Below are 19,552 nucleotides of genomic sequence, written 5' to 3'. Positions count from 1 at the left end.
GTCGTCACTCTTCAGGCAAGGTTCTCTTTAGCCGGCTCCGGCGCAGGTGCCTCGGTAGGGGTGTAAACCATCACATCGAGCACATCCGAATGGAATTCGCGACGATACAGCACCAGTACCACCCCGGTACTCATCAACATGAACAACCACGGGCTGATAAACCAGCAGAGCATGGCCATACCAAAGTAATAGGAGCGCAGGCCAAAGTTGAACTGGTTGGCGGCCAGTGAAATAACCCTGGCGGCTCTAAGGGCAAACGCCTTGCGTTCAAGTTCGCTGACATGACGCTCACCGATCATCGGCGCCGAGCCCACCAGTACCGCGGCGAAGTTGTATTGGCGCATGCACCAGCTGAAGGTGAAGAAGGCGTAAACAAACACCATTGCCAGGCACAACAACTTGATTTCCGACATCCCCTGGGACGCTTGCTGCACCAGCGGCAGGTCGGCCAGTAGCGATACTGCGCGGTCCGAAGCACCGAGCACGGTGAGAATGCCGGCGAGAATGATCAGGGTGCTGGAGGCGAAGAACGACGCATTGCGCTCAAGGTTGCCGATCACGCTGGCATCGGCGATGCGATTGTCACGCAGCAACATGCGGCGCATCCAGTCTTCCCGGTACAGGTGCAGCACGCTGGCCAGGCAGGCGGTATCGCGGCCCTTCCAGGTGGCGTAGCGGGTATAACCGCCCCAGCACACGGCAAACCAGCAGGCGGCCAGCAGGTGGATCAGATTGCTTTGAATGAAGCTCATGCAAGGTCCTGATTAAGTTTCGAGCACAGTAAATCCCATTGACCGGCTTTCGACGCTTTGCCGCAGAAAAAGACACGTCTGCCGTGCAGAAACGAAAAAGCCCCGCATCCTTTCGGACACGGGGCTCGGAATCTGCCGTGACGGTCACCCTGCTGGCTTGTGGCCGGTGCCCGTCAGATGGCCAATTCTCAGGCCAGCACTTCGCGTGGCTTGCCCAGCATGCGGTCGCACAGCACCGCAACACCCAGGGTAACCACCGAAGGCACCAGCCAGGCCAGGCCCTGCTCGCTCAGCGGCAGGTGAGCGAGGATTTCTGGCAGTTCACTGGCCAGCGCGGTGCCCTTGATGGCATCGATCATGCCGAACAGCAGCGACACCAGCATCACCGGCGCCAGAATGCGTACCTGGGAGTTCCACAGCTCTTTGCAGAAGCTCAGGCCCACGACCACGATGCACGGTGGGTAGATTGCCGTCAGCACCGGGATCGAGAACATGATCAGCTTGGTCAGGCCAAGGTTGGAGATCAGCAGCGAGAAGCCGGCGAGGATCACCACCAGGGTGCGGTACGACAGCGGCAGCACCTGGCTGAAGTACTCGGCGCAAGCGCAGGTCAGGCCGACTGCGGTCACCAGGCAGGCCAGGGCAATCAGCACGGCAAGGAAGCCGCTGCCCAGCGAGCCGAAGGTGTGCTGCACATAGGCATGCAACACCGCCGCGCCGTTGCTGGCACCGGCGGCGATTTCATGGCTGCTGGCACCCAGGCGGAACAGGCTGATATACACCAGGGCCAGGCCGACACCGGCGATCAGGCCGGCGATGATCGCGTAGCGGGTGATCAGCCGCGGCGACTCGACGCCGCGCGAACGGATGGCGTTGACGATGACGATACCGAACACCAGCGCACCGAGGGTATCCATGGTCAGGTAACCATTGATGAAGCCCTGGGAGAACGGCGCGGCGACGTAGGCAGGCTGTGCTTCACCGATACCACCGGCTGGCAGCATGAACGCGGCGATGCCGAGCGCGGCCAGGGCGATGATCTTCAGCGGTGCGAGGAAGCGGCCGACGGTGTCGAGCAGCTTGCCCGGGTACATGGACACCGCCAGTACCACCAGGAAGTACACCAGGCTGTAGATGAACAGGGCCAGCGGGCTTTCACCGGTCAGCGGTGCAACACCTACTTCGAAGGATACGGTGGCGGTACGCGGGGTGGCGAACAGCGGGCCTACCGAGAGGTAGCACACCGCCGCCAGCAGGCCGCCGGCGACCTTGCCGATCGGGCTGCTCAGGGCATCCATGCCGCCGCCGACCTTGGCCAGGGCAATGACAGTGATGACCGGCAGGCCTACAGCAGTGATCAGGAAACCCAGCGCCGCCATCCACACGTGTGGACCGGATTGCAGACCGACGATAGGTGGGAAAATGATATTGCCCGCGCCGACGAACAAAGCGAACGTCATAAAACCAAGTGCCAGGATGTCCTGGCCTTTCAAAACTTTCATTAAGGAAATACCACACTGCTGAAATCGGGATTTAGAGAGGGATTTCCCCTTGGGTGAGGGAAATGCTGCCTGGCTTGATGAGCCAGACCCGTTTAGCGTGTCGTTCCCTTTTGGGGAGCGGGCACAAAATGAGTGCATAGGTTAACGAATTTGACACAGAAACGCACTGCTGCAGGGCTGCTTGTCCGATGTGTGAATATGCGTGTCGCTTGCGCGACAGCTCCAAGCCGCAAGTTACAAGCCGCAAGCTTGCCGCAACACCCTCTTGCAGCTTGAAGCTTGTCGCTTGAAGCTGCTGCCCAGTAAACAAAAAAGGCCACCCGAAGGTGGCCTTTCTTGTTTACTGGGCAGTGATTACTTCTTCACTTCCCAGCCAGTCAGCTCGGCCAGGGCCTTGCCGATGTCTGCCAGCGAACGCACGGTTTTCACACCAGCGTCCTGCAGCGCAGCGAATTTCTCGTCTGCAGTGCCTTTGCCGCCGGAGATGATGGCGCCAGCGTGGCCCATACGCTTGCCCGCAGGAGCGGTAACACCAGCGATGTAGGAAACTACAGGCTTGGTCACGTGAGCCTTGATGTAGGCAGCCGCTTCTTCTTCAGCCGAACCGCCGATCTCGCCGATCATAACGATCGCTTCGGTCTTCGGGTCTTCCTGGAACAGCTTCAGGATGTCGATGAAGTTGGAGCCCGGAATCGGGTCGCCACCGATACCGACGCAGGTGGACTGACCGAAACCGGCGTCAGTGGTCTGCTTGACCGCTTCGTAGGTCAGGGTGCCGGAACGCGAAACGATACCGACCTTGCCTGGCAAGTGAATGTGACCTGGCATGATGCCGATCTTGCACTCGCCCGGAGTGATGACGCCTGGGCAGTTAGGGCCGATCAGGGTAACACCCAGCTCGTCGCACTTGACCTTGGCATCGAGCATGTCCAGGGTAGGAATGCCTTCGGTGATGCAGACGATCAGCTTGATGCCGCCGAAGGCAGCTTCCAGGATCGAGTCCTTGCAGAAAGGAGCCGGAACGTAGATGACCGACGCGTCAGCGCCGGTAGCTTCTACGGCTTCTTTCACAGTGTTGAACACTGGCAGGCCCAGGTGGGTGGTACCACCCTTGCCTGGGGTCACGCCGCCGACCATCTTGGTGCCATAGGCGATGGCTTGCTCGGAGTGGAAAGTACCTTGCGAGCCGGTGAAGCCCTGGCAGATGACTTTGGTGTCTTTATTGATCAGGACGCTCATTACTTGCCCTCCGCAGCTTTGACAACTTGTTGAGCAGCGTCGGTCAGGCTGGTTGCCGCAATGATGTTCAAACCGCTTTCTGCCAGTACTTTAGCACCCAGTTCAGCGTTGTTACCTTCCAGGCGAACAACAACCGGTACTTTAACGCCGACTTCTTTCACAGCGCCGATGATGCCTTCGGCAATCATGTCGCAGCGAACGATGCCGCCGAAGATGTTGACCAGAACGGCCGCGACATTGCTGTCGGACAGAATGATCTTGAAGGCTTCGGTAACGCGCTCTTTGGTAGCACCGCCACCTACGTCGAGGAAGTTGGCTGGCTTGCCGCCGTGCAGGTTGACGATGTCCATGGTACCCATGGCCAGGCCGGCACCGTTGACCATGCAGCCGATGTTGCCTTCCAGGGCCACGTAGTTCAGCTCGAAGCTGGCAGCGTGGGCTTCACGAGGGTCGTCTTGCGACGGGTCGTGGAAGGTTTTCAGCTTAGGCTGACGGTACATGGCGTTAGCGTCGATGTTGATCTTGGCATCGAGGCAGTGCAGGTCGCCGTCGGCCTTGATGACCAGCGGGTTTACTTCCAGCAGGGCCAGGTCGTGTTCTTTGAACAGCTTGGCCAGGCCTACGAAAATCTTGGCGAACTGAGCAACTTGCTTGCCTTCCAGACCCAGCTGGAATGCCAGTTCACGACCCTGGAATGGCTGAGCGCCAACCAGTGGATCGATAGTAGCCTTGATGATCTTCTCAGGAGTCTCGTGAGCGACTTTCTCGATGTCCACGCCACCTTCGGTGGAGGCCATGAACACGATACGGCGGCTCGAACGGTCGACTACAGCGCCCAGGTACAGCTCTTTGGCGATGTCAGTGCAGGATTCGACCAGGATCTTGGTCACTGGCTGACCGTTGGCGTCGGTCTGGTAGGTCACCAGACGCTTGCCCAACCATTGCGCAGCGAACGCCTTGGCGTCTTCCTTGCTGCGAACCAGCTTGACGCCGCCCGCTTTACCGCGACCACCGGCGTGGACCTGGGCTTTGACAACCCACTCGGTGCCACCGATCTTGTCGCAGGCTTCTGCGGCAGCTTCAGGGGTGTCGACTGCGAAACCCTTGGAAACTGGCAGGCCGTATTCAGCGAACAGCTGCTTACCCTGATACTCGTGAAGATTCATGCTTTTTACCGTCTTCGTTAGGTACTGCGCTTCGGCGCTGCGCTCCGTGGGAGTGCCGCGCCACCTGTGACCACTTGCCCCCGGTATGCTCCGGGAGTTCGAGTCCGGCGGACTTTCCGCGGTGAGTCATGCACGCAAGACTCACGACGGGCCACCCGCCGTGGTTTCTTATTGTTTAACGCTTCTTACGGTTGGCGACGTGAATGGCACCGCCATTCACAGCCAGCGCGGCTTCATGCAGCGCTTCGGACAGGGTCGGATGGGAGAAAACCATCATGCCCAGGTCTTCGGCGCTGGTGCCGAATTCCATTGCGATTGCACCCTGCTGCACCAGTTCGGCAGCCGATGGGCCAATCACGTGTACACCCAGAACGCGGTCGGTCTTGGCATCGGCGATGACCTTGACGAAACCACCGGTGTCGTTGGCAGCCATCGCACGGCCACTGGCCGCGAACGGGAAGGTGCCCACGTTAACCTCAACGCCTTCGGCCTTCAAGGTCTGTTCGGTTTTACCGACCCATGCGATTTCCGGGTGGGTGTAGATAACCGACGGGATCAGGTCGTAGTTCATCTGGGCTTTGTGGCCCTTGATGCGCTCGACAACCATGATGCCCTCTTCCGAGGCCTTGTGCGCCAGCATCATGCCACGAACCACGTCACCAATGGCGTAGACGCCCGGTACGCTGGTCGCACAGTGATCGTCGACGAAGATGAACCCACGCTCGTCGATGGTCACGCCGCTGTCGGCAGCCAGCAGATCGGTGGTCACCGGGCGACGGCCGACCGCAACGATCAGCTTGTCGAAAGTGATTTTCTGCTCGCCATTGGCGTCGGTGTAGGTCACTTCGACCTCAGCGCCGTTGACCTTGGAGCCGGTCACGCGAGCGCCCAGCTTGATGTCCAGACCTTGCTTGGTCAGGGTTTTCAGCGCTTCCTTGGAGACAGCGGCGTCAGCGGCCATCAGGAAGGTGTCCAGGGCTTCCAGGACGGTGACTTCAGCACCCAGGCGAGCCCAGACCGAACCCAGTTCCAGACCGATTACGCCGGCACCGATAACGCCCAGGCGCTTCGGTACGGCCTGGAATTCCAGGGCGCCGGTGGAGTCGACGATGACGTTCTGGTCGACCGGAGCCGGTGGAATGTCGATCGGACGCGAACCGGAGGCCAGGATGACGTTCTCGGCTTCGATGATTTCGGTGGTGCCGTCAGCCTTGGTGACTTCGACTTTCTTGCCAGCCAGCAGCTTGCCGTGGCCCTGGATCGAAGTTACGCCGTTGGCCTTGAACAGGGTGGCAACACCGCCGGTCAGGTTCTTGACGATGCCGGCCTTGCGGCCAACCATCGCGGCGACGTCCATCTTCACTTCACCGGTGGAGATACCGTGGACGTTGAAGCTCTCTTTGGCTTCCTTGTACTTCCAGGAGCTGTCCAGCAGCGCCTTGGAAGGAATGCAACCCACGTTCAGGCAGGTACCGCCGAGGGCCAGCTTGCCTTCGCCGTCAGTGTACTTCTCGATACAGGCAGTGCTCAGACCGAGTTGCGCGGCCTTGATGGCAGCTACGTAGCCGCCAGGACCTGCGCCAATCACTACCACATCAAATTTTTGCGACATTCAGAAAATCCTCTTTAAAGCTGCAAGCGATAAGCTGCAAGCCACAAGTTCAAGCGCAAACCGTTCAGGCTTGCCGCTTGAAGCTTGCAGCTTGCAACTGCTCAATCAGATATCCAGCAGCAGACGAGCCGGGTCTTCCAGCAGGTTCTTGATGGTCACCAGGAAGGTCACGGCTTCTTTACCGTCGATCAGACGGTGGTCGTAGGACAGTGCCAGGTACATCATCGGACGGATCACGACCTGACCGTTGACGGCCATAGGACGCTGGATGATGTTGTGCATGCCCAGGATCGCGGCCTGTGGCGGGTTGACGATCGGGGTCGACATCATCGAACCAAAGGTACCACCGTTGGTGATGGTGAAGGTACCACCGGTCATTTCGTCGATCGACAGTTTGCCATCACGGGCTTTCTTGCCGAAGGTGGCGATGCCGTTCTCGATTTCAGCCAGGCTCATCTGCTCGGCGTTGCGCAGTACCGGTACCACCAGGCCGCGGTCGCTGGAAACGGCAACGCCGATGTCCGCATAACCGTGGTAGACGATGTCGGAACCGTCGATCGAGGCGTTGACCGCCGGGAAGCGTTTCAGCGCTTCGGTGGCAGCCTTGACGAAGAACGACATGAAGCCCAGGCGGACGCCGTTGTGGGTCTTCTCGAACAGGTCCTTGTACTTCGAACGCAGGGCCATGACTTCGGTCATGTCGACTTCGTTGAAGGTGGTCAGCATGGCCATGTTCGACTGTGCTTCTACCAGGCGCTTGGCAACGGTGGCACGTACGCGAGTCATCGGTACACGCTTCTCGGTGCGATCGCCAGTGGCGACGACCGGGGCAGCGGCAGCAGCGGCTGGCTTGGCGGCAGGTGCGGCAGCCGGAGCGGATTTCTTCGCTTCGATGGCAGCAACCACGTCTTCCTTGGTGATGCGACCGTCTTTGCCGGTGCCTTTAATGCTGTTCAGGGCGATGCCGTTCTCTTCGGCCAGCTTGCGAGCAGCTGGCGCGCCGATGGCGTCTTCGTCAGCAGCGGCGGCAGGAGCAGCGGCAGCAGCAGGAGCTGCAGCAGCGGCAGGCGCGGCAGCTGCAACGCCACCTTCCTGGATCGAACCCAGGACTTCGTCGGACAGGACGGTCTCGCCCTCGCCCTTGACGATTGCACCCAGTACGCCGTCAGCGGTAGCCAGTACTTCCAGGACAACCTTGTCGGTTTCGATGTCGACGATCAGCTCGTCACGCTTGACGGCTTCGCCCGGCTGCTTGTGCCAGGTGGCAACGGTGCCATCGGCAACCGATTCCGGGAAAGTAGGGGCTTTGATCTCGATAGCCATTATCAGTGGTTCCTTAAATTCGGTTTCTAGTGCGCGATGGCATTAAACGGTGAAGGCATCTTGCAGCAGTTTTTCCTGCTGCTCGGCGTGCATCGAAGCGTAACCACAAGCGGGTGCTGCCGAAGCATCACGACCGGCGTACTCGAGGACCAGGTCCTTGTTGTGACGGGTCAGGATACGACGCATGTGGTGTTGGCTGCTGTACCAGGCGCCCTGGTTCATCGGCTCTTCCTGGCACCACACCACATCCTTGAGATTGGTGTACGGCGCGAGGATTTCGACCAGGTCGTCTTCAGGGAACGGATACAGCTGCTCGATACGCACGATGGCGATATCTTCGCGGCCTTCGGCACGGCGTTTTTCCAGCAGATCGTAGTAGACCTTGCCGCTGCACAGGACCAGACGAGTGACGTTTTTCGGATCGAGGGTATCGATTTCCGGGATCACGGTCTGGAACGAGCCTTCGGCCAGTTCTTCCAGGGTCGAGATGGCCAGCTTGTGGCGCAGCAGCGACTTCGGCGTCAGCACGATCAGCGGCTTGCGCAGCGGACGGATGACCTGACGACGCAGCAGGTGGTAGATCTGAGCCGGAGTAGTCGGTACGCAAACCTGGACGTTGTGCTCGGCGCACAGCTGCAGGTAACGCTCCAGACGTGCCGAGGAGTGCTCAGGCCCCTGCCCTTCATAACCGTGTGGCAGCAGCATGGTCAGACCGCAAAGACGACCCCACTTGTGCTCGCCGCTGGTGATGAACTGGTCGACAACTACCTGGGCCCCGTTGGCGAAGTCGCCGAACTGCGCTTCCCAGATTACCAGTGCGTTTGGCTGGGTGGTCGAGTAGCCGTATTCGAATGCCAGGACCGCTTCTTCGGACAGGAACGAATCGTACAGGTCGAAACGTGGCTGGCCTTTGTAGAGGTTCTGCAGCGGGATATAGGTGCTGGCGTCCTTCTGGTTGTGCAACACCGCGTGGCGGTGAGAGAAGGTGCCGCGGCCGATATCCTGACCGGTCATGCGGATCGGGTGACCTTCGAATGCCAGGGTGGCGTAGGCCATGGTTTCGGCGTAGCCCCAGTTGATCGGCAAGCCACCGGCCTGCATCTTCTGGCGGTCTTCGTAGATCTTCGAAACCTGGCGCTGAACCACGAAGCCTTCCGGCAGTTCCAGCAGCTTGGCCGACAGTTCCTGCAGGGTCTTGAGGTCGAAGCGGGTGTCGTGACGCGCGGTCCAGGCGTGGCCCAGATACGGACGCCAGTCAACGAACAGCTCTTTGTTCGGCTCTTTGACCAGGCTTTTTACCACATGCAGGCCGTTATCCAGCGCGTTGCGGTACTCGTCGACCTTGGCCTGGACGCGCTCGGCGTCAAGACGACCCGATTGGGTCAGGGCGTCGGCGTACAGCTCGCGGGTGGTGCGCTGCTTGGCGATCTGCTGGTACATCAGCGGCTGGGTGCCGTTCGGCTCGTCGGCCTCGTTGTGGCCGCGACGACGGTAGCAGACCAGGTCGATGACCACGTCACGCTTGAACTGCATGCGGTAATCGACGGCCAGCTGGGTCACGAACAGCACCGCTTCCGGATCATCACCGTTGACGTGCAGGATCGGCGCCTGAATCATCTTGGCGACGTCGGTGGCGTACTCGGTGGAACGCGAGTCCAGCGGGTTGCTGATGGTGAAACCAACCTGGTTGTTGATCACGATGTGCACGGTACCGCCGGTCTTGAAACCGCGGGTCTGCGACATCTGGAAGGTTTCCATGACCACGCCTTGACCGGCGAATGCCGCGTCACCGTGGATGGAAATCGGCAGTACCTTGTCGCCAACGGTGTCGTTGCGACGGTCCTGACGGGCACGTACCGAACCTTCAACCACTGGCGAGACGATTTCCAGGTGCGAAGGGTTGAACGCCATGGCCAGGTGAACTTCGCCACCGGCGGTCATCACGTTGGACGAGAAGCCCTGGTGGTATTTCACGTCACCGGAGCCCAGCTCGACCTTCTTCTTGCCTTCGAACTCGTCGAACAGATCGCGCGGGTTCTTGCCGAAAGTGTTGACCAGCACGTTGAGACGGCCGCGGTGGGCCATGCCGATGACAACTTCCTTGGTACCGTAGGAACCGGAGCGCTGGATCAGCTCGTCCAGCATCGGAATCAGGCTCTCGCCGCCTTCCAGGCCGAAACGCTTGGTGCCCGGGTATTTGGTACCCAGGTATTTTTCCAGACCCTCAGCGGCGGTGACGCGCTCGAGCAGGTGGCTCTGAATATCCGCGGAGAAGACTGGACGCCCACGCACGCTCTCCAGACGCTGCTGGAACCAGCTGCGCTGCTCGGAGTCGACGATGTGGGTGAATTCGGCGCCAATGGTGCGGCAATATGTCTGCTGCAAAGCGTCGAAGATTTCGCGTAGGCTCGCTTCCTCTTTGCCGATGAACAGGTCGCCGGCACGGAAGGTCGTATCAAGATCGGCATTGGTCAAGCCGTAATGATTGATCGACAGGTCTACTGGCGCAGGGCGCTGCCACAACCCCAGGGGGTCGAGCTTCGCGGCTTGGTGGCCGCGCATACGGTAGGCCTGGATCAGTCGCAGAACTTCAACCTGCTTCTTCTCGTGTTCACTGCTCACGCTCCCGGCGGAAACCGGTTGGGCGCGGCGCTGGTTCTTTGCCAGCAGTACGAAATGGTCGCGGATTGTAGAGTGCGATACATCGGTAGCGGTGCTGCCTTCGGCGGGCAACTTCTGGAAGTAAGTGCGCCACTCTTCTGGCACAGCGTTAGGGTCGTGCAGGTAAAGCTCGTAGAGCTCTTCCACATATGCAGCGTTACCACCTGAAAGGTGGGCGCTATCCCACATGCGCTGCATCACGCTTTCTTGCATGCTTGGTCACCCTCGGTTAGGGGACGGATCGGCAAGAGCCACAGCACGCCTGGAAAAGTCCTAATGCAGCGACCCAACCAAGCCACCAAGGATCCTACAGATTTTCCGGGTACCAGCCCGGAAGCCCCTGCTGGTCTCATATCTTCATAGGTAAAAGCTTGGGCTTTGTGGGCCCGAGCTCGGGTTTCACCTTGGTGCGGGCAAGGGCCCGCACCTTGGCGTACTACGGGTACAACACTTTTAAAATCAGGTACCGCTTTGCAGCAGCATGTTACGTACGTGACCGATGGCCTTGGTCGGATTCAGACCTTTAGGGCAAACGTTTACGCAGTTCATGATGCCGCGGCAACGGAACACGCTGAACGGGTCATCCAGCGAAGCCAGACGCTCCTGGGTCTTGGTGTCACGGCTGTCGGCCAGGAAACGATAGGCCTGCAGCAGTGCAGCTGGACCGAGGAACTTGTCCGGGTTCCACCAGAACGACGGGCAGGAAGTCGAGCAGCAAGCGCACAGAATGCACTCGTACAGACCGTCCAGCTTTTCACGCTCTTCCGGCGACTGCAGGCGCTCGATGGCCGGAGCCGGCGTGTCGTTCTGCAGGAATGGCTTCACCTTCTCGTACTGCTTGTAGAAGATGCTCATATCGACGACCAGGTCACGAATGACCGGCAATCCAGGCAAAGGGCGGACGATCAGCTTGTTGCGCTTGACCACGGCCGAAAGCGGCGTGATGCAGGCCAGACCGTTCTTGCCGTTGATGTTCATGCCATCGGAACCGCAAACACCTTCACGGCAGGAGCGACGATACGAGAAACCTTCGTCCTGCTCTTTGATCAGTGCCAATACATCGAGAACCATCAGGTCCTTGCCGCCGGTATCGACCTGGAACACCTGCATCTTGGGTGCCGAGTCGGTATCGGGGTTGTAACGATAAACTTCGACTTGCAACATTGTGGCCACCCTTAGTAAGTCCGGACTTTAGGCTCGAACGCCGGAACGGTTTTCGGCGCGAAGTTGACGGCGCGCTTGGCGACGCGCTTCTCACCCGGGAAGTACAGGGTGTGGCACAGCCAGTTTTCGTCGTCACGGTCTTCGAAGTCTTCACGGGCGTGCGCACCGCGGGACTCTTTACGGACTTCTGCAGCGATTGCAGTGGCTTCAGCGACTTCCAGCAGGTTCTGCAGCTCCAGCGCTTCGATACGCGCGGTGTTGAAGGCCTGGGACTTGTCGTTGATCTTGACGTTGGCGATACGCTCGCGCAGACCGGCCAATTGCTCGATACCCTTCTGCATGTATTCGCCAGTGCGGAATACACCGAAGTAGTTCTGCATGCAGCTCTGCAGCTCGCGACGCAGGGTAGCCACGTCTTCACCGGTGTTGCGCTCGTTGAGCTTGTTCAGGCGGCTCAGGGCAACATCGATGTCGGTGTCGCTGGCGTCGAGGTATTCGATACCGTCGCTCAGCGCTTTTTCCAGGTGCAGGCCGGCAGCACGACCGAAGACCACCAGGTCGAGCAGCGAGTTGCCGCCCAGGCGGTTGGCACCGTGAACCGATACGCACGCCACTTCACCTACCGCGAACAGACCCGGGATGATGTGATCAACGCCATCGGCGTCCTGGGTCATCGCCTGGCCATGGATGTTGGTGGCAACGCCGCCCATCATGTAGTGGCAGGTTGGAACAACAGGAACCGGCGCGACCACAGGGTCGACGTGAGCGAAGGTCTTGGACAGTTCACAGATACCTGGCAGGCGGCTGTGCAGTACTTCTTCACCCAGGTGGTCAAGCTTGAGCATCACGTGGTCGCCGTTAGGGCCACAGCCGTTGCCGGCGATGATCTCTTTAACCATGGAACGGGCCACAACGTCACGACCAGCAAGGTCTTTGGCGTTAGGCGCGTAACGCTCCATGAAACGCTCGCCGTGCTTGTTGATCAGGTAACCGCCTTCACCACGGCAACCTTCAGTGACCAGTACACCAGCGCCGGCGATGCCGGTCGGGTGGAACTGCCACATCTCGATATCCTGGACCGGAACGCCTGCACGCAGGGCCATGCCGATACCGTCACCGGTATTGATCAGGGCGTTGGTGGTGGAGGAGTAGATACGGCCTGCACCGCCAGTGGCCAGAACGGTGGCCTTGGCCTTGATGTACAGGGTTTCGCCGGTCTCGATGCAGATTGCGATCACACCGACGAACGCGCCTTCCTGGTTCTTCACCAGGTCAACTGCGTAGTACTCGTTGAGGAAGGTGGTACCTGCCTTCAAGTTGCCCTGGTACAGGGTGTGCAGCAGCGCGTGACCGGTACGGTCGGAAGCGGCGCAGGTACGGGCGGCCTGGCCACCTTTACCGAAGTCCTTGGACTGACCGCCGAACGGACGCTGGTAGATACGGCCTTGTTCGGTACGCGAGAACGGCAGACCCATGTGGTCCAGCTCGAACACGGCAGCAGGGCCTTCCTGACACATGTATTCGATAGCGTCCTGGTCACCGATGTAGTCGGAACCCTTGACGGTATCGTACATGTGCCAGCGCCAGTCATCGTTCGGGTCGGCCGAAGCGATGGCACAGGTGATGCCACCCTGGGCCGATACAGTGTGCGAACGGGTCGGGAAGACCTTGGTGATCACGGCAGTCTTGTGACCGCCCTGGGCCAGCTGCAGCGCAGCGCGCATGCCGGCACCGCCACCACCAATGATGATGGCGTCGAATGTAATCGTAGGAATGTTAGCCATGAATCAGATACCCCAGAGAATCTGCACACCCCAGACGAAGTACGCGAACATCGCGACACCACATACCGCCTGGAACAGGAAACGTACGGCAGTCGCCGACTTGCCCAGCGCCATCGGCGTCAGGTAGTCGGTGGCAATGGTCCACATGCCGACCCAGGCGTGAGCGCCCAGGGCTACAAGGGCCAGCAGACTGAAGATACGCATCGCGTTGTTGGAGAACAGAGCGTGCCACTGGGCAAACTCGATGCCCGGGTGCGCGACCAGGTATCCGATCAGGAAAATGAAATAAGCCGCGAGAACGACCGCAGAAACGCGCTGCGCCATCCAGTCATAGAGGCCCGAACGCGAGAGGTTCGTGACGTTGGTTACCATATCCAAACTCCTGCCAGCACGATCACCACCACAGAGACGGCGATGATAATTTTCGAGCCCAGTCGGCCGCCTTCCAGCGTTTCACCGATGCCCATGTCCATGATCAAGTGGCGCACACCGGCTACCAAGTGATACAGCAAGGCGGACAGGAGGCCCCATGCCACGAACTTGGCCAGCGGACTGGTCAAGCATGCCTTCACCTCGGCGAAACCTTCCTCCGAACCCAGGGATTTGCCCAATGCATAAAGCATGAAGCCAAGGCCCAGGAAGAGGATGATGCCGGAAACACGGTGAAGAAATGACGTAACGCCGGTAATGGGGAGTTTGATGGTCCTTAGGTCTAGGTTTACAGGTCGTTGGCTTTTCACGGCTTTTTTCACACTGAAGAGCCCCTAGCAAGCAGGGCAAAGTTGTTGGTAAGTGTACTGGTCAGGTACCCACCACCCAGGGAGTGACGACCCCAGCAACACGGGCTTGCAAGCCCCTGGCGGTCGGGGGCCGATTATAGACAGTTAGGCTACTAATGACAACGCAGACACCTAGCCCAAATAGCGCATTGCCTTTAGCCAACAAAAGGCGTAAACGGGCGGTAATTTCGAGGAAAAACAGCGCCCAAAGCCCTTTACAACCGTGCTTTAGGCAAATTGACATTCGAATTTATCTCACTATAGTGGTGCGGGCCCTGCGTGGGGGGTCTGTCTGATGATTTCAAGCATTAATAGGAGGCCACATGGCTGACAAAAAAGCGCAGTTGGTCATCGAGGGCGCAGCCCCCGTCGAGCTGCCCATTTTAACCGGCACCGTTGGTCCCGATGTTATCGACGTTAGAGGGTTGGGGGCCACGGGTCACTTCACTTTCGACCCTGGTTTCATGGCGACCGCATCCTGCGAGTCGAAGATCACTTATATCGACGGCGACAAGGGTATCCTGCTGCACCGCGGCTATCCGATCGAGCAGCTGGCCGAAAAATCCGACTACCTCGAGACCTGCTACCTGCTGCTCAACGGCGAATTGCCGAATGCCGAGCAGAAGGCCCAGTTCGTCAGCACCGTGAAGAACCACACCATGGTTCACGAGCAGTTGAAGTCCTTCTTCAACGGCTTCCGCCGCGACGCCCACCCGATGGCCGTCATGTGCGGCGTGGTTGGCGCCCTGTCGGCGTTCTACCACGACTCTCTGGACATCAATAACCCGCAGCACCGCGAAATCTCCGCGGTTCGCCTGGTCGCCAAGATGCCGACCCTGGCGGCGATGGTGTACAAGTACTCCATGGGCCAGCCCATGATGTACCCGCGCAACGACCTGTCGTACGCGGAAAACTTCCTGCACATGATGTTCAACACCCCGTGCGAGATCAAACCGATCAGCCCGGTACTGGCCAAGGCAATGGACCGGATCTTCATCCTCCACGCCGACCACGAGCAGAACGCATCGACCTCCACCGTCCGTCTGGCCGGCTCGTCGGGCGCCAACCCGTTCGCCTGTATCGCTGCCGGTATCGCTGCACTGTGGGGCCCTGCCCACGGCGGCGCCAACGAAGCCGTGCTGACCATGCTCGATGAAATCGGCGATGTCTCGAACATCGACAAGTTCATCGCCAAGGCCAAGGACAAGAACGATCCGTTCAAGCTGATGGGCTTCGGTCACCGCGTTTACAAGAACCGCGACCCGCGCGCCACCGTGATGAAACAGACCTGCGACGAAGTCCTGCGCGAGCTGGGCATCAAGAACGATCCGCAGCTGGAACTGGCCATGCGCCTGGAAGAGATCGCCCTCACCGATCCTTACTTCATCGAGCGCTCGCTGTACCCGAACGTCGACTTCTACTCGGGGATCATCCTCAAGGCGATCGGCATTCCAACCAGCATGTTCACCGTGATCTTCGCCCTGGCGCGGACCGTCGGCTGGATTTCGCACTGGAAAGAAATGCTCTCCAGCCCTTACAAGATCGGCCGCCCTCGCCAGCTGTACACCGGCTACGAGTCGCGCGACATCGTCAAGCTGGAAGACCGCAAGTAAGCCCTTGGGCCGAAAACGAAAAAAGGCTGCCTTCGGGCAGCCTTTTTTATTGCGCGCTCATCGCGGTTAACGCCCCTGCAGGAACGGGCTTGCCCCGCGATTATCCAACAGTTAACCAATAGCCCCTGCTCGCCACAACTGTACTTACTATTTCTCAGCCTTCGCCTTCAACGCCTTCAAGGTATTGAACGGCGCATCCACCACAAACTTGTTGGCCACCATCGACGGCACGCTGCCGCCCGGCTCGGTATGCACCTGGTAAGTCACCTCGGTACCACCGTCTTTTGGCTGCAGCTTCCAGAAGCCATCAACCTTGGCCACCCGCACGAAGCCCTTCTCTTCCGGCAGGTATTTCGGCACACCTTCAAGCTTGCGGGTCAGGCTGCCATCGGCGGCCTCGGTAGTGGTGACATGCATGACCGAATCACGCGCAGTGACCGGCCACGGGGTATTGAACTGAGTGTAGGTCCAGCTCTGGTCACCCTCGGATTTCAGCAGCTTCTGCGACTTGCACTCATGGATCCAGGCGCAGGCACCGGCGACATCTTCCTGCAGGGCCCTGACCTTCGCCAGCGGCGCCTTGATAAAGGTTACCCCGCGATAGGCCTTGTAATCGGAACCGGCCACCTCACTGAGCTCGACCTTGATCCCGTCTTCGTTCTTGGCTTGCTTCCAGTCCTCGGCATGAGCCAGCGGCACCAGCACCGCACCAAGACCCAAAACCAGTGCCACTTGCTTAAACGATCCCATTCTCTTGTTCCTTATTGTCGAAGACCCGCGTTTCAAGCTGCCGTCATTTGCTCCAGCCATCCCAGGATCCTGATTGCCTCGTCGCGGTCGTTGCCGCAGGTGTCGGCCTCCGCCTTGAAACCACCGCACACCGCCGGACGCTCGGGCTTGCCGAACAAGCCACAGAGATTGGCAACCGACAGATGCAGGCAGCGCTCACCGGCAGGCTTGCCCTTGGGCATACCCGGTATCGGCGAGCTGATGGAGGGCGCAATGCAGCAGGCGCCACAACCTTCACGGCAATTCATGACAACAGAATCCTCGGAGTAACAAATGATGAATGAACCCGGATAGTAACCGCTTAAACAGGTGTTTGAAATTGCTCGCAGGATGAAATATCAGCCTGAACGTGATGACCGAACAGTCAGTTCCACGCTACTGCTTGAACTCGAACTCGATTGCCGCACCCTCGACATCCTTGCGACTTTCGTTGCGCAGTTGCAGTTGCATTTCGTTGCTGATGAGCCGGCCATTGAGCTGGAACGGGCTATCGGACGGCGGCTTTTCACCGAACAGGTAGGGCAGCAAGGGCTTGGGCAGCGGCGCCTGCTCCTGGGTGTCGGGCTTGAGTTCCTTGACCATGCTGGAGGGCAGGCTCAGGTCGAGCTTGGCCTTGGGCAAGGGTGCCGGTGCCGCTTTGGCGTTTTTACGCGGGGTACGCTTGGTGGCCTTGGTGGTTGCCTTCTTGCGCACCGGTGGCACTTTTGCCTGCTTTGGCTTGACCGCAGGCTTGGCGCTTTTCGTTGCAGGGGCTTTGCCGGCTGGCGCAGTTTCGGCCACAGCTGCCGAAGAGCAAGCCAAGCCACCGAGCAGGCACAGGGACAACCCGATACAACGCAACGCTTTCATAGGCACCGACGATTATCCCTGAAAATGCTTATGCTCCCCGTTCCTGACACGACTGGCAAGCCTAGAAAAAAGCGCCCGAGGCGGACTCCTGGCACAGTTGGCTGGCCAGCATGCCCAGGGTCATCACCGCCCGCTCCGCTTCACGGTTCCACGGGATGCCACAGTTCAGGCGAATGCAGTGGTTGAACTGCTCGGTGTTACTGAAGATCAACCCCGGGGCGATACTGATGCCCTGCTGCAGCGCGCGCACATGCAACTCCTGGGTATTGACCCGCCCCGGCAGGCTGACCCAGAGAATGAAGCCGCCAGTTGGCCGGGTCATCTGCGTGCCTTCCGGGAAGTGCTGCTGTACCGCCAATTGGTAGGCACTGAGATTCTTCCGGTACTCCTGACGGATGTAGCGCAGGTGCCGGTCGTAACCGCCATTCTCCAGGTAGGACGCCACCCCCATCTGCGTCACGCTGCAGGCTGAATGGGTGGTGAAGGTCTGCAAACGCTGGATTTCCGCCTGATACTTGCCAGCGACCATCCAGCCGATCCGCACACCTGGCGACAGGGTCTTGGAAAAGCTGGAGCAATAGATCACCCGCCCCAACCGATCAAAGGCCTTGAGCGACTTGGTCTTGCCCTGCTCGAACATCAGTTCGCCATAAATGTCGTCTTCAACGATCTGAATGTCGAAATCCGAGGCCAGGCGCAGCAACTGTTTCTGCCGGTCTTCCGGAATGGTGCCGCCCAGCGGATTGCTCAGGCGCGCGGTCAATACCAGCGCCTTGATCGACCACTGGTTGGCCGCCAGCTGCAGCGCCTCAAGGCTGATACCGGTGGACGGATCACTGGGGATTTCGATCACTTTCAGCCCGAGCAGGTCGGCCAGCTGCAGCAAGCCGTAGTAGGTCGGCGACTCGGCGGCGATCAGGTCGCCCGGCCGGGTCAGCACCCGCAGCGACATCTGCAGGGCATCGACGCAGCCATGGGTGACCACCACTTCACTGGGGTCGACCACCACGCCGGCATCGCGCATGCGTATGGCGATCTGCCGACGCAACGGCTCGAAACCCGGGCTGAACATGTAGCTGAAGGCCCGCGGGCTATGAAAGCGGGTGACCTTGGCCAACTGCTGGTGCAGCGCCCGCACGGGCAAATAATCGACATGGGGTACCGCCGCGCCGAAGGGGAACACCCCGTCGCGCCGAGCTTCGGTCAGAACCTGCTGGATGATGCTGCTGCGCGTCACCAGGCCGGGGCGCTCGACCCGGGCGATGTCCGGCGTCTGCGCAGTCAGAGCGGGTGTCTGGTGTACGTAGTAGCCGGACTGCGGCCGCGCGCGAATCAGGCCCTGGTCTTCGAGGTTGGCATAGGCCTGCAGCACGGTGGCATGACTGACATTGAGCTGCGAGCTCATCTTGCGCACCGACGGCACACGCTCACCTGGCTGATACACACCGCGGCGAATATCTTCGGCCAGTTGCTGGGCGATGCGCTGGTAGAGCAACAGGTTGGTCATGATCAGTTCTCGACACGCAGGCAATGTAGTTGTTTTTGTACGGCTGTTTCGAGCAAGAATACCGGAACAGTTGCGAAGTGTACTGGGACAGATTGCAGAATAGTCGACAATACAGTTGCGTGACAGAGGCAGGGGTGTGCCATTTGTCACAACCAGGGTGGGGATGTTGAGGCTGCGAGCTTATCCATTCGATGTGGCGCCGCTGCTGGCCCCTTCCGCCCTTACGGCGGGTCCCTTTTGTTCTTGGCAAAAGGAACCAAAACCGCTCGCTCCAGCATACGGCCCTACGCTGCGCTCCGGGTTCCGTCGCTACGGTGCCTCCTGAAGTCGCGAAGTTACGGGCGGCGCCTGCACTGGCGTATCTGCGAAAGCAGATGTTGGCGCAGCCAGGCTGACGCAGGAGCGGGACAAGCCCGCTGGTAAAACGAGTACCAACTTGTTTGGTCTTGATCTTGATCTTGATCTTGATCTTGATCTTGATGTTCATGCACGCATTTCCAGGCGCCGCGAAAAGCGACTTCAGGAGGCCGAGCGTAGGTGCCTGTAGGGGCGGTGCGCAGCACCTTCGGCGTCAGCCGAAGACGCGAGACGTAGACTTGGCGTAGCAAGTCGTAGGCCGCGATGCCCCGGAAGGTGCCGTAGCGAGGGGACCCGAAGCGCAGCGTAGGGCCGTATGCAGGAGCAAGCGGTTTTGCCTACCTTTTCCCAAGAGAAAAGTAGGCCGCCGTAAAGGCGGAAGGGGCCGGCAGCCGCACCACACCGAATGGATAAGCCCGCAGTTTCAAAAACCCAACCCAAGCTCCTGAAGAGCC

Annotated in this window: 16 protein-coding genes; 1 reads left to right on the top strand and 15 read right to left on the bottom strand. The window is 59.6% G+C overall.

Going from position 1 to position 19,552, the window contains the following annotated elements:
• Positions 1 to 11 precede the first annotated feature (11 nt).
• The 11 genes from LOY45_RS08535 to sdhC all read right to left on the bottom strand — a co-directional run bounded on the left by LOY45_RS08535 (position 12) and on the right by sdhC (position 13,955).
• The gene (locus LOY45_RS08535; RefSeq protein ID WP_115087938.1) at positions 12 to 752 is read right to left on the bottom strand and encodes a DUF599 domain-containing protein; all 741 of its coding nucleotides are present in this window, start codon (positions 750 to 752) and stop codon (positions 12 to 14) included.
• A 188-nt stretch (positions 753 to 940) separates the two neighbouring features.
• The gene (gene brnQ / locus LOY45_RS08530; RefSeq protein ID WP_233674840.1) at positions 941 to 2,254 is read right to left on the bottom strand and encodes a branched-chain amino acid transport system II carrier protein; all 1,314 of its coding nucleotides are present in this window, start codon (positions 2,252 to 2,254) and stop codon (positions 941 to 943) included.
• A 354-nt stretch (positions 2,255 to 2,608) separates the two neighbouring features.
• Positions 2,609 to 3,493 carry a succinate--CoA ligase subunit alpha gene (sucD, locus tag LOY45_RS08525; protein WP_115087940.1) on the bottom strand — a complete coding sequence of 295 codons (885 nt, stop codon included), beginning with the start codon at positions 3,491 to 3,493 and terminating at the stop codon, positions 2,609 to 2,611.
• On the bottom strand, positions 3,493 to 4,659 hold the full coding sequence (sucC, locus tag LOY45_RS08520; protein ID WP_010224674.1) for an ADP-forming succinate--CoA ligase subunit beta: 1,167 nt from the start codon (positions 4,657 to 4,659) through the stop codon (positions 3,493 to 3,495). Before sucC ends, sucD begins: the two co-directional genes overlap by 1 nt.
• Before the next feature lie 175 nt (positions 4,660 to 4,834).
• Positions 4,835 to 6,271, bottom strand: a complete 1,437-nt coding sequence (lpdA, locus tag LOY45_RS08515) for a dihydrolipoyl dehydrogenase (RefSeq protein WP_115087941.1) — start codon at positions 6,269 to 6,271, stop codon at positions 4,835 to 4,837.
• A 105-nt stretch (positions 6,272 to 6,376) separates the two neighbouring features.
• Complete coding sequence (odhB, locus tag LOY45_RS08510; protein WP_115087942.1) at positions 6,377 to 7,594, bottom strand: 2-oxoglutarate dehydrogenase complex dihydrolipoyllysine-residue succinyltransferase; 1,218 nt, start codon at positions 7,592 to 7,594, stop codon at positions 6,377 to 6,379.
• Between the two features lie 42 nt (positions 7,595 to 7,636).
• The gene (locus tag LOY45_RS08505) at positions 7,637 to 10,468 is read right to left on the bottom strand and encodes a 2-oxoglutarate dehydrogenase E1 component (RefSeq protein WP_115087943.1); all 2,832 of its coding nucleotides are present in this window, start codon (positions 10,466 to 10,468) and stop codon (positions 7,637 to 7,639) included.
• Between the two features lie 246 nt (positions 10,469 to 10,714).
• Positions 10,715 to 11,419 carry a succinate dehydrogenase iron-sulfur subunit gene (locus LOY45_RS08500; RefSeq protein WP_010224678.1) on the bottom strand — a complete coding sequence of 235 codons (705 nt, stop codon included), beginning with the start codon at positions 11,417 to 11,419 and terminating at the stop codon, positions 10,715 to 10,717.
• Positions 11,420 to 11,430: 11 nt separating this feature from the next.
• Positions 11,431 to 13,203: a succinate dehydrogenase flavoprotein subunit gene (gene sdhA, locus LOY45_RS08495; protein ID WP_010224679.1), complete on the bottom strand. Its 1,773-nt coding sequence runs from the start codon at positions 13,201 to 13,203 to the stop codon at positions 11,431 to 11,433.
• 3 nt (positions 13,204 to 13,206) lie between these two features.
• Entirely contained in the window at positions 13,207 to 13,575 is a 369-nt protein-coding gene (sdhD, locus tag LOY45_RS08490) for a succinate dehydrogenase, hydrophobic membrane anchor protein (RefSeq protein WP_028945358.1), read from the bottom strand.
• A complete protein-coding gene (sdhC, locus tag LOY45_RS08485; protein WP_174242293.1) occupies positions 13,569 to 13,955 on the bottom strand; it encodes a succinate dehydrogenase, cytochrome b556 subunit in 387 nt (128 codons plus the stop codon). The genes sdhD and sdhC overlap by 7 nt, the downstream gene beginning before the upstream one ends.
• 350 nt (positions 13,956 to 14,305) lie before the next feature.
• On the opposite strand from sdhC, the gene gltA reads away from it, so the two are divergent.
• Complete coding sequence (gene gltA, locus LOY45_RS08480) at positions 14,306 to 15,595, top strand: citrate synthase (RefSeq protein ID WP_010224685.1); 1,290 nt, start codon at positions 14,306 to 14,308, stop codon at positions 15,593 to 15,595.
• A gap of 147 nt (positions 15,596 to 15,742) precedes the next feature.
• On the opposite strand, the gene LOY45_RS08475 is transcribed toward gltA, so the two are convergent.
• The 4 genes from LOY45_RS08475 to LOY45_RS08460 form a co-directional block, all read right to left on the bottom strand.
• Positions 15,743 to 16,345: an START domain-containing protein gene (locus tag LOY45_RS08475; RefSeq protein ID WP_115087944.1), complete on the bottom strand. Its 603-nt coding sequence runs from the start codon at positions 16,343 to 16,345 to the stop codon at positions 15,743 to 15,745.
• A 32-nt stretch (positions 16,346 to 16,377) separates the two neighbouring features.
• On the bottom strand, positions 16,378 to 16,632 hold the full coding sequence (locus LOY45_RS08470; RefSeq protein WP_115087945.1) for a YkgJ family cysteine cluster protein: 255 nt from the start codon (positions 16,630 to 16,632) through the stop codon (positions 16,378 to 16,380).
• 127 nt (positions 16,633 to 16,759) lie between these two features.
• Positions 16,760 to 17,077, bottom strand: a complete 318-nt coding sequence (locus tag LOY45_RS08465) for a translation initiation factor 2 (protein WP_325175831.1) — start codon at positions 17,075 to 17,077, stop codon at positions 16,760 to 16,762.
• A 217-nt stretch (positions 17,078 to 17,294) separates the two neighbouring features.
• A complete protein-coding gene (locus LOY45_RS08460; protein ID WP_010224694.1) occupies positions 17,295 to 18,740 on the bottom strand; it encodes an aminotransferase-like domain-containing protein in 1,446 nt (481 codons plus the stop codon).
• Between the last annotated feature and the right edge of the window lie 812 nt (positions 18,741 to 19,552).

The sequence above is a fragment of the Pseudomonas wadenswilerensis genome (assembly GCF_024749185.1).
GTDB lineage: Bacteria > Pseudomonadota > Gammaproteobacteria > Pseudomonadales > Pseudomonadaceae > Aquipseudomonas > Aquipseudomonas wadenswilerensis.
This window is presented reverse-complemented; position numbering and strand designations above follow the sequence as displayed.